This window comes from uncultured Methanobrevibacter sp., assembly GCF_902784195.1.
Classification (GTDB): Archaea; Methanobacteriota; Methanobacteria; order Methanobacteriales; family Methanobacteriaceae; genus Methanobrevibacter.
In genome coordinates this window covers 77,028-88,067 of sequence record NZ_CACZTX010000003.1, presented here as the reverse complement: position 1 = coordinate 88,067, position 11,040 = coordinate 77,028, and the positions used below count along the sequence as shown (strand labels likewise).

Below are 11,040 nucleotides of genomic sequence, written 5' to 3'. Positions count from 1 at the left end.
TACCGATTATCCAGAACCACAAGACATCTTTAAATTGATTTATGAACAAGGAGTTCCTTTAGAGGAAATGTATAAGGTTTTCAATATGGGTGTAGGATTTTGTGTCATTGCAAGCCCAGAAGAAGCAGATGCTGTTGTAGAAGCATTGAATGAAAACATTGAAGCACAAATTGTAGGAACAGTAACTGCTGAAGAAAAGATTACTGTAAAAACATTTGAAGGAACTGTAATTGAATATTAATTCAATGCAAAAAAGAACAAAAAAGAAAATAAAAATACATAAAATTCCAATAATAATTTTAAAAATAAATTAAAAATAATTTAGAAATAAATTAGAAATTAATTATAAATAAATTAATAATTACAAAGATATTTCAACAAATGCCAATCATTAAGGAGGGAAAATATGAGAATTAGTGTTGAAAATGAAAGAAAACTTGTAAATGAAATCTTAATCAACATTGGAGTGCAAGAAGATCATGCAAAGATCATTACTGAAGCAACTTTAGACTCTGATTTAAAAGGTTTCACTTCACATGGACTTGGAAGATTCCCACAATACATTAGAGGAATCAATAACGGTTTCATTGAAACCAAAGGAGATTATGAAATTGTCAAAGATGAGGATTCCATTGCACTCATTGATGGAAAAAGCTTATTCGGACAATACATTGCACATGAAGCAATGATGATGGCAATCAATAAGGCAAAGGAAACTGGTATTGCTGCAGTTGGTACATTCAACTCAAACCACTTTGGAATAACCGGTTATTACTCTGACTTAGCTATTAGAAATGACATGATTGGTATTGTAATTTGTAACACTGAACCTGGAGTAGCTCCTTTAGGTGGTAAAAAAGCTATTCTTGGAACTAACCCAATAGCTATTGGTATCCCTTCTGAAACTTATATTGCTGTAGATATGGCAACTTCTGTAAGCGCAAGAGGAAAATTATTGGAAGCTAAAAGAAAAGGTGAGGAAATCCCTCCAAACACTGCAATTGACAAGGATGGAAATCCAACCACTGATCCTGAAGCTGCATTAGAAGGTTCTATCCTTCCATTCGGTGGAGTTAAGGGATACGCTTTAAGCTTTATGATTGAAATTATGACAGGCCCTTTAGTAAACGCTGCATTTGGTACTAAAGTAACCGGTACTGCAGGAGACTATAAGGAAGACTGTAACAAAGGAGACTTGTTTGTTGCAATCAATCCTGAAAAATTCGTTTCAATTGACGCATTCAAAGAGCAAGTGGAAGAATTCGTCACAGAAATCAGAGAATCCGGAAACACTTTCATCCCAGGAGATCTCGAAGTAAAAAGAATTGCTGAAAATGAGAAGAATGGTTTAGAAATAGATGGAAAACTCTATGAAACCTTAAAAGAAATCTGTGATGCTGAAAATATAGATTTAAACAGTTACTTAACTGAATAAATCTAACTTTTTTTCTTTTTTACTATTTTACTCTTCTACTTTTATTTTACTATTTTTATTTTTCACTATTTTTATTAATCTTATTTTTTTACTGATACTAATTTTACAATTTCAAATTTTATAAATTTTATAAATTTTTAAAATTGAATTATTTTTGAAAAAAATTAAAATTCAAATTTCATTTTTCGTTGATTTTTTTTAAGAAATTTTTATGAAAATAAGACTAAAATTCTAACTTTCAATGAACTATGAAAATTTTAAGAATGAAAGTTCATTAAAATAGAGTTTAGATAAAAAAGTATTAAAATAATTAATCATATTTTTAAAATACTGAAAGAATGAAGTATATTGTAAATTTTGATAATTAATAATCTACATCACACAGATGAGAAATAACAAAATAGTGAAAAAATGAAAAAATTATTTTTTTGAAAAATAGAAATTGAAATTTTTGAAAAAAATGAAAAATTAAAATTTCAAAAATTATTAAAAAAAATATTAAAAAAAATAGAAAATAAATTTTTTAATAAAAAATTAAAAAAATTAAATTGCACAAGATGGTGCAAATCCTAAATTATTCAATAATTTATCAAGCCCTTTTTCTGCCATGACCACATCATCAACTAAACAGAATATTCCTAACTTGCCTTCCTTAATGAAATTTGAAAGTTTGCTTGCATCATCCAAAAGTTCAGATGCATCATCTTCAGCAATTGTAAAGAACAAATCTGTTTCCATCATATTAAGTGAACTGTTTACATTGAATTTGGAATCAATAGCTCCTTCTGTTCTTTCAATGAGGAGGAAATTCTTGTCAGTCTCACCAACAAAGAATGCAACTTTGGTTCCAGGGCTTAAAACTGCAAAATATTGCTCACTGTCACTGACAAACTTATCCCATAAATTATTATCATGAATCTTGACTGGCTTTACCATAAAATCACCTTTTAGAAATATTAGGAAATGAATAAGAAAATTATCTAAAATAATTAAGAAATTATCTAAAATCAAATTAAGAAAATTATAAAAATTATTCTAATTCAATTTCTTTGATCTTGTTTTCAATAACTTCCTTCACTATTGAAACACAGATTTCCCCTTCTTCATCCAATCTTGCAGCATCATTTGCCTTATGCTCAGTTTCAGCTAAAATGTCTCCAACATTAAGTTCATCGACAATTTCAATACCCTTTTGCTCTAGTATTTTTCCAACACAGTTTCCTTCACAGCCATTAATAGCTAAAATAGGATATTTGTCAAGCATTCTTTTAAAGCCAGTGACATTTGCAGAAGTTGAACCCATACAAATGGATAAGATTTCCACATCATCAATAGCTAAGTCATGAACTGCAACTCTTGCAACCAAACCGTTAGGACTCATACCGCTACATGCTGCCAAAGCAATTTTCTCTTCCATAATCATACTTCCTTTAAATTATTATAATTAATTATTCAATAAATGTGATTTTTAATTTTTAATAGAAATTATATAAAATTTTAATAAATTTAATATAATTTTTATAGATTTAATAAAATTTTAATAGATTATAAATTTTTAATAAATTTAATAAATTTTTATAGATTTAATAAAATTTTAATAGATTTAATATAATTTTTATTTTGATAAAATTTAAATTTCTATTCCTTTTTCATTTCAGGCACATACTTTGCATAGAAACCATCAGTATCTGCATAAATTGCCTTGAAACCATAATCTTCCGCTTCTTTCATTGCCTTTTTAATATGCTGACGTCCCCAAGCAGTAATTGATTGGGCACATTCAAATGAATACCAACGGAATCTCAAGAATCCATAAACTCCATACATTGTATTTGCCAAACGTTTCAATGCTTGCTGCTGAACATCCAAACTCTTTTTCAGGATTGGATCATCAGTTGCCTTCATCCTATTCTTAACAGCAAACCTTTCATTAAGAATATCCTCTAAAGCTGAAGGAATAAATCCTTGAGGCTCTTTCTTGAACTTGAAGAAGTGTTCTGGTGAAATATAATATTCCTCATCATCATCTATCGCAGAAGAGATTTCCTCTTCCTTAAGATTATCTATTTCATCATAGCCAGTTTCATAATCTTCAAAGTCTTCAAATTTGGCATTATAAGATGAATTGTCATGTACCAAAACATCTGGAGAAATGTTTTTTGAAATGATTAAAGTAGGGTACAGACTCTTGAAGTCGAACTGAACCAAATTCTCATGCAAACCAATTTCTGGCTCTTTCACATAACCTCCGGAGTTGCTGCCTCTCTCCTTGATGTTTTTCATAGTCATGTTAGGCTTATTCGGCACAACCTCATCAACTTCATAAGCTTTTCTAACCAAATACCACTCAGCTTGTTGACCGGTTGCCATACGGGTTACATCAACAAAAGGCTGTCCTACTATACGGGTAAGTTCCAAATTCAAAGGCAATGTTTCCTGAGCAATCTTCAATGTGGATACGACATCATCCAAGGAATACTTGAACAGGTTCTTAAGTTCCTTGCCTCCATTGTCCCAGAATTCATAAATCCTGTCTCCAGGAACATCTATCTTTTCCTCTCCAAAGAACTCAAAGTATACTCTCTCTAAAGTGTATCTGTCAAGAGACATGTATCTTCTCATTACCAAGTACAAGTCAACATGAAGAAGTCCTTTGAATGTAGCTGCATTATTGTAGCCTCTTCTAATGAACTTGATGCTTGATCCATCAACACCTAAATCCAAATCAAGGCCCCATATCTTTGCTCTATCCTTAAGGTAAGGGAAGTCAAAGACATCAGAGTTATACCCTATGATAATGTCAATATTGTTTTCCTTGACAGTCTTGATGAAAGATTCGATCATTTCCTTTTCAGAGTCAACCTTTTCTATAAAGTACATTTCAGGGTCATGCTCAAACTCATCACCTTTAGTGGAAATGACTTTTCTAACTCCTACATTGCTGTCGATTCCAATCATGATTATTTCATCCTCATCAGGATTAGGCATTCCATGAGGGTTTCTAACTTCCAAGTCAAAGCTCATCATCCTGAACTCTTGGAAATCAGTGTTTGCAGTTTTAGGAGCTTCATTCAATTTAAGGATTTCAAGGGAATCATTATCACTGTCTATGGTTTCAAATGAGTCAATAATTTCCCCTTCTAACTCCAATTCAGCCATAGGAACCAAACCATTGTCAATAAGATATCTTCTATAGAATGGAATGTCATGTTCCCTAAGCTGTTTTACAGAGTCCAAATCCCAAATCTTGTCTCTGTATTTAGGAACATCTTGAGGATGGTTAAAGCTGATTTTAATGAATTCGGTAGGAACTTGGAAATCCTTTTTAAGGACTTTTTCAATTTTTGTAAACTCCAATTCCTCTTCCTTTTCAAGTTCTACTAAATCCTTCATACATTCATCAATATCATTTACAGGCAAAATATACAAATAAGGGACAAAACTGTCATCCAATGCAATCAAGTCATTGGATTTTTCTCCCTTCACCTTACCGAATAATCTCACGACGGGCTTTTCATCATGAGTGATATAATCAATGTCTAAAAGAACAATATTTCTTTTTACCATCCTATCGACCTAATTTTTTATAATAATTAATAATTATCAGATTCATTATTTTCCAATTTCTCTCTCTAATTTATCCTTTTCCAACTCTTCCTTAAGGGACTTGATAACTGCATATGCAATTCCCAAAATCAAAGGACCCAATATGAAACCAACAATTCCAAATACATAAGGTCCCGCCATAAATCCAACCAAAAGGATTAAGGAAGGCATGTCAGCATAATTGCTTGCAAGCATTGGACGAATGTACATATCACTCAAGCTTAATACGAATCCCCATAATATTGTAAGGATTCCTTGAACTATGTCTCCAGCAACAAAGAATGCATAGATTGCCAATGCCCAATAAACTATCCATGGACCGAAGATAGGAATCAGCTGTGCAATACCTGTAATGATTCCTAAAAACAATGCAAACTTATATCCTAAGAGATAATAACCTATACCTCCCATAACACCGATAACAATAGCTGTCAGGAAATGACCATAGAAGATGGATTTTAGAACATTTGCAACATCATCCAAGGTTCTTTCAAAGAAAGCCCTATGCTCTTTTGGAATGAATACGAAAATATATTCCATAACCTTATCGCCATCACGAGTGAAATAATAAATGGAACAGATTAGGACAAACAATTGAACCAGCACATCTGAAAAATTCCTTATGAACCTTATGGCATAATTGAATATGTAAGTTAAGGCTTCATGCACTCCACTAGTCAATAGCCCTAAGTAAGGTTTAACTAATCCTTGAAGTTCCACAGGCAATGCTTGGACAAATGTGTTAATAGCCAAATTCAAATCAATCCCGGAACTTACAGAAAGATTATGGGAAGCGAAAAACATATTCGCAAAAACTGCTGTTTCCCAAAATACGTATATGAACAATAGTATCAATGGAATGATTACCACTATTATCGCCAGGAATATTGAAATTGAAGTGATCTTGATTTTTGATTGAATCCTATTGGCAACTGGTGTGATACCATAAGCAATCATTGCTCCAAGCAAAATCATATTCAATACCGGCATGACTGTAAATAATGACAATAATAAGAAAATTATTATAATCATTATATGTAGGCCATATTTGCTTTCACTAAGATTAAACATGTTATCATTAAATAAATTATTGTTAATATTTTTTTAAATTAAATAATATTGAAACGTTAATTGATTTAGAAATACTCTTTCATTCCAGATGCAGTTCTATGGAATTTACCGAACTCAACGATTTCAGAAACCTGATCAGATGAGAAAACAGGCCCTTCAGCACATATTCTCCAACCGGTATTGTCTACACAGCATTGACCGCAAACACCTATAGCGCATTTCATATAACGTTCCATAGAGTATTCACCTTCAATCATATTGGATTCTAAGCTACCATACAATGGTCTCATCATAACTTCAGGACCACATACAACAGCCCAGTCATACTCCTTATGCTCAATCAATTGCAATACCCTATGAGTTGCGAATCCTTTAAACCCACATGATCCGTCATCAGTGCAAGTATAAACCTTTGCACCTTTAGCTTTTAAACGTTCATCGAACAATAGCTCATCCTTGGTTTGTGCTGCACAAACAACATCCACTTGAGCCTTATTTTTCAATGCAGCTTCAGTGAATGAAGCTATAGGAGCCATTCCAACTCCACCACCAATAGCTAAAACTCTCATGCCCTTTAAATCGGTGTCAAACCCGTTTCCATACGGACCTCTAAGACCTAACTTGTCACCTTCCTTAAGTGTATGCAAGTTTTCAGTAAACTCTCCAACTTTTTTAACTGTTATTCCAAGCTCGCCCTTGCCGACATCGATGTAGGAAATGGACATTGGCTTTTCATCCTTGAAATTCCAAACCATTACAAATTGACCAGGAGTTGGAATATTTTCACCAACCATAGTCCAATCAAAAATGAAAGTCTTGATTGTAGGAGTCTCTTCTATAATCTTTTTAATCTCTAAAACTTGAGGTACATTCATTCTATCACCCACTAAAACTATGGCTCCTTATGAGCAAAGCCCACCATATCATTAATTGAATCAAATTCACTTTCCTCTATAAACTCTTCCAAATCACTTGTAATCCTTCCGAATATTTCAGGACCTTCATACATGATTGAAGTTCCGATTTGAACAGCACTTGCACCTGCATAGAGGAACTCTATAACATCAGCATAATTGCGTATTCCACCAACACCAACAATTGGAATGTCAGTTGCGGCAAATGCATCATAAACGCAACGAACAGCTATTGGCTTAATTGCAGGCCCACTCATTCCACCAAACTTGTTTGCAAGTATTGGATTTCCAGTTACAATATCAATTTTCATTCCAGGACCTAAGGAATTGATCAATGTCAATCCATCTGCTCCAGCTTCTTCAGCTGCAACTGCAATTTCTGAAATGTCAGTTACATTTGGAGTCAATTTTGCAAGAATAGGCACATCAACAGCATCCTTGACTGCCTTTACAACATTTTTAGTCAATTCAGGGTTTTGTCCAATGGATGCACCATAACCTTCCATTGCATGAGGACAGGACACATTCAATTCAATCATATCCACCAAGTCCTCTACCTTTCCTGCAACATATGCGAACTCATCAGGAGTTGCACCATAAATTGAAGCGATTGACTTGCCCTTTATGCGATCAACCCTTTCCAATTCATCGATGAAAGCTTCAACTCCAGGACTTGAAAGACCAATAGCATTAATGATTCCTCCCTCTACAGCAACTGTAGTGGGATTCTTATAACCATCATTAGGTTCCTTTGAAAATGATTTGGATACAACTGCACCAGCACCAGATTTTAAAATCCAATTAAGGGAAGATGCATGGCTCCCCAATACTCCTGCTGCAAGCATCAATGGATTCTTTAACCTGACACCACATAACTTAGTTTTTAACATGAATAACCTCCAATAAAAACATGAAATCTGAAATATGATCTTAAAATTATTAAGTTTTAATCTTTTAATTATAAATATAATTTTTCATAATTATTTTTATAATTATAATATAATTTTATACTATTTTAATATATGAAAACTATATGATATATAATTATTTGATTTGAAAGTGAAAAATAAAGGAAAATTTTTTAAAATTTTACAAAAATGGGGAAAAATTATCTAAAATAATGTAAAATATATTAGATAAAAAAATTAAAATAAGATTATGGAATTTTATATAACACAATGTATTGCAGGATTTATTGCATTTGATGAAGACCTTCAAATTGCTGATTATAAATTATTCAAAGAAGATGAAGTGGTTTCCAATCTCATTAAAATAGAGGAAAATGAGATATTAAACGAAGAGATCGAACTCATTAATGGAATGAAATTGAATTCAGAGAGTGGAGATAAGATCATTATAGAAACCACCAAAAGGAAATCCCAATACAAGGAACTTGAAAATTATGGAAATATTGAAGTGAAAACTCCTAATAAAGGTGGAGAACACTTAAGAAACAATATTGAAAATGTCTTTGAAGAAATAGGATTTTCAAAAAGTCAGGATGAAATCATTCAGATTTATGAAAAGCTTGCAATCCACAAAATCAAAAAATCTTCACAGGAAGAGGACAAGCTATTGATCCAAGCAATTAACTCTGTAGATGACATTGATGAATCAATCAGCAAATTGGTTGAACGTATTCGTGACTGGTACACAATCTATTTCCCTGAAATGGATACAATAAGCAATAATGAGACTTACATAAAGCTAATTGCTGAAAGTGAAAACAGAGAGGATATTTTGGAAAACTTCAATGAGCATTTCAGTGAAGAAATTGAAGAAAGCACAGGTGCTGACATTGAAGAATCCGATTTGGCCATGTTAAAGAGTTTTGCAGAATCCATCTATTCACTTCAAAAGTCAAGAAAGGAACTTGAAAATTATATCGATTCTAAAATGGAATCTATTGCTCCAAACTTAAGAGACTTATTGGGGTCCACATTAGGCGCCAAATTAATTGCACATATCGGAAGCATTAAAAGATTAGCAACTTATCCAGCAAGTGTTATTCAAATAATGGGTGCTGAAAAGGCAATATTCAGACATTTGAAAACTGGAGAACGTCCTCCAAAACATGGATTGATCTTCCAACACCCAAGCGTTCGTGGCGCTAAATGGTGGAACAGAGGAAAAATAGCTAGAAACTTAGCTTTGAAGATTACACTCGCTGTGAGAAAGGATGTGTTCTCTGGAGAGTATGACCCAAGCATTGCTGAAGATTATCTTAAAAAAGTTGAGCAAATCGAAAAGGAAAATCCATTCCCTAAAAAGACAAGCCAAAAAAGGGCAAAGGAAAGAAAGGCCGAAAAGGACAAAGGGAAAGGAAAAAGCAAGAAATATAAAGGAAGCAAGAAAAACAAGAAGAATAAAAAGAAAAGAAGAAAATAAGCAATTGACTTTTGATTGCAACCTAAATTTTCCAATATTAAAAATCTAAAAATCTAAAATTCCAAATTATCAAATTCATATAAAGATGTGAAAAAATGAACATATTTTACAAAGATGGTGAAATAGCTACCAGAAACTTACGTCCAGGGATTAAAGTCTATGATGAAAGACTTATCCAAGAGGGAGATGAAGAGTACAGAATCTGGAATCCAAGAAGATCCAAATTAGCGACAGCATTATTGAATGGATTGGAAAGGCTCGACTTGAACAATTATTCTAAAGTATTATACTTAGGCGCTTCCACAGGAACAACTGTTTCACACATATCTGACATTTGCGATGAAGGCTTAATCTATGCTGTAGAGTTTTCACCAGTTAGCATGAAAAAACTGGTCAGATTATCACAAAAAAGAAACAATATCGTGCCTCTCCTTGCAGATGCTACCAAACCTAAATATTACTTGAACAAAGTGGAAAAAGCAGACTTGGTTTACTGTGATGTGGCTCAGGAAAAACAGAGCGAACTCTTCATGGACAATATGGATTTATTCCTAAAGGAAGATGGACAAGGGCTTATTACCATAAAAGCAAGAAGCATTGATGTTATTCAAAAGCCTAAAAAAATATTCAAGGATGAAGCTAAAAAAATAAAAGAGAATGGTTATTCCATTTTGGAAAAGATTAAATTAGAACCTTATGAAAAGGACCATATAGCTTTTCTTGTGGAGAAATCTTTTTAAAAGAACATATATTCATTTTTGATAAAAAACATTTTTCAAAAACCATACATAACTGCTATTTTAATCTGAAACCACCATTTTGTTATTGAAATTATAAAATAAAAATTTAGCTTTTCAGATAATTATTTTTATCAAAAAATATAAAGAATCATCAAAAAAATAAAACATATATTTTATATAAAGATATTTCAAGAAATTTAAAAGAATAGATATCAATTCTAAGCTCTAAAAACCCTTATTTTATAAGTATTACTTTTTTCAAAAAATTTGATTTCAAAAGAGAAATATACATTAGATTTTTTAAAAAAAATAGATTAAAATTTACTGAAAATAAGAAATAAAACTAATACAATTTTAAAAATTAATCTAAGAATAAATTAACATAATTATTAGTAATTTTAAGTAAAAATAAGAATTTAGCATAATAACGAACAATCTCAAAAAAGTATTACTACTGAAAGCTTTTTATATAAGAATATTACAAATATATATTTGCTAATGCAATAAAAAAAGAGTTCATAAAAATATCCTCTAGGTTAATTCACTCATAAAAAACACTCCATAATTAAATAGCTTAGAGGATTGAACTTTTTTTGCAAAATAAACTATTTTTAACTCTTTTTTACTAAATTTTTATCAAAATTTTAAAAAATATTTCTAATTTTTCTTTATTTTCAAAAATAAGAAAGAACTACTAATTTTTATAAAGAAGTAATACTTTTTTTAATTATTATCTAAATAAGAGCACAATATCCTATTAAAAAAAATAAAGAAAAAATATTTAAATTTTTTATAGAAAAACAAGGAAGAATATGAGAAAAAAATTATATAACGAATAAAAAATAATGAGAATATGATCATCCAAAAAAAATAGAATTGAAAAATA

General features: G+C 31.4%; 10 protein-coding genes. 4 read left to right on the top strand and 6 right to left on the bottom strand.

Annotation, left to right across the window (positions count from 1 at the left end; all coding sequences use genetic code 11):
* Positions 1 to 241, top strand: a 241-nt coding sequence (locus tag QZU90_RS04135) for an AIR synthase-related protein (protein WP_296855695.1), incomplete at its 5' end; no start/stop codon positions are given.
* 165 nt (positions 242 to 406) lie between these two features.
* Positions 407 to 1,435 (top strand): L-sulfolactate dehydrogenase, encoded by a 1,029-nt coding sequence (gene comC, locus QZU90_RS04130; protein WP_296855693.1) that lies wholly within the window; start codon positions 407 to 409, stop codon positions 1,433 to 1,435.
* A 543-nt stretch (positions 1,436 to 1,978) separates the two neighbouring features.
* Here the strand turns inward: comC and QZU90_RS04125 are convergent.
* The 6 genes from QZU90_RS04125 to QZU90_RS04100 all read right to left on the bottom strand — a co-directional run bounded on the left by QZU90_RS04125 (position 1,979) and on the right by QZU90_RS04100 (position 7,916).
* Complete coding sequence (locus QZU90_RS04125; RefSeq protein WP_295605980.1) at positions 1,979 to 2,371, bottom strand: hypothetical protein; 393 nt, start codon at positions 2,369 to 2,371, stop codon at positions 1,979 to 1,981.
* A gap of 94 nt (positions 2,372 to 2,465) precedes the next feature.
* Positions 2,466 to 2,852, bottom strand: coding sequence for a putative zinc-binding protein (locus QZU90_RS04120; RefSeq protein ID WP_295605978.1), 387 nt, complete (start codon positions 2,850 to 2,852; stop codon positions 2,466 to 2,468).
* A 221-nt stretch (positions 2,853 to 3,073) separates the two neighbouring features.
* Positions 3,074 to 5,002, bottom strand: coding sequence for a DNA-directed DNA polymerase (locus QZU90_RS04115; protein ID WP_295605976.1), 1,929 nt, complete (start codon positions 5,000 to 5,002; stop codon positions 3,074 to 3,076).
* Positions 5,003 to 5,047: 45 nt separating this feature from the next.
* Positions 5,048 to 6,112 (bottom strand): AI-2E family transporter, encoded by a 1,065-nt coding sequence (locus tag QZU90_RS04110; protein WP_295605974.1) that lies wholly within the window; start codon positions 6,110 to 6,112, stop codon positions 5,048 to 5,050.
* Between the two features lie 65 nt (positions 6,113 to 6,177).
* Complete coding sequence (locus QZU90_RS04105) at positions 6,178 to 6,987, bottom strand: dihydroorotate dehydrogenase electron transfer subunit (RefSeq protein ID WP_295605972.1); 810 nt, start codon at positions 6,985 to 6,987, stop codon at positions 6,178 to 6,180.
* Positions 6,988 to 7,004: 17 nt separating this feature from the next.
* Entirely contained in the window at positions 7,005 to 7,916 is a 912-nt protein-coding gene (locus QZU90_RS04100) for a dihydroorotate dehydrogenase (protein ID WP_295605970.1), read from the bottom strand.
* 268 nt (positions 7,917 to 8,184) lie between these two features.
* On the opposite strand from QZU90_RS04100, the gene QZU90_RS04095 reads away from it, so the two are divergent.
* Both QZU90_RS04095 and QZU90_RS04090 read left to right on the top strand, forming a co-directional pair.
* Complete coding sequence (locus QZU90_RS04095; RefSeq protein ID WP_296855689.1) at positions 8,185 to 9,414, top strand: NOP5/NOP56 family protein; 1,230 nt, start codon at positions 8,185 to 8,187, stop codon at positions 9,412 to 9,414.
* Between the two features lie 95 nt (positions 9,415 to 9,509).
* Positions 9,510 to 10,154, top strand: a complete 645-nt coding sequence (locus QZU90_RS04090) for a fibrillarin-like rRNA/tRNA 2'-O-methyltransferase (RefSeq protein ID WP_296855687.1) — start codon at positions 9,510 to 9,512, stop codon at positions 10,152 to 10,154.
* Positions 10,155 to 11,040: the final 886 nt, after the last annotated feature.

Bases quoted from the DNA above. Each gene is read 5' to 3' on its own strand.
- comC (WP_296855693.1), top strand. From the start codon at position 407: ATGAGAATTAGTGTTGAAAATGAAAGAAAACTTGTAAATGAAATCTTA.
- QZU90_RS04125 (WP_295605980.1), bottom strand. From the start codon at position 2,371: ATGGTAAAGCCAGTCAAGATTCATGATAATAATTTATGGGATAAGTTT.
- QZU90_RS04120 (WP_295605978.1), bottom strand. From the start codon at position 2,852: ATGGAAGAGAAAATTGCTTTGGCAGCATGTAGCGGTATGAGTCCTAAC.
- QZU90_RS04115 (WP_295605976.1), bottom strand. From the start codon at position 5,002: ATGGTAAAAAGAAATATTGTTCTTTTAGACATTGATTATATCACTCAT.
- QZU90_RS04110 (WP_295605974.1), bottom strand. From the start codon at position 6,112: ATGTTTAATCTTAGTGAAAGCAAATATGGCCTACATATAATGATTATA.
- QZU90_RS04105 (WP_295605972.1), bottom strand. From the start codon at position 6,987: ATGAATGTACCTCAAGTTTTAGAGATTAAAAAGATTATAGAAGAGACT.
- QZU90_RS04100 (WP_295605970.1), bottom strand. From the start codon at position 7,916: ATGTTAAAAACTAAGTTATGTGGTGTCAGGTTAAAGAATCCATTGATG.
- QZU90_RS04095 (WP_296855689.1), top strand. From the start codon at position 8,185: ATGGAATTTTATATAACACAATGTATTGCAGGATTTATTGCATTTGAT.
- QZU90_RS04090 (WP_296855687.1), top strand. From the start codon at position 9,510: ATGAACATATTTTACAAAGATGGTGAAATAGCTACCAGAAACTTACGT.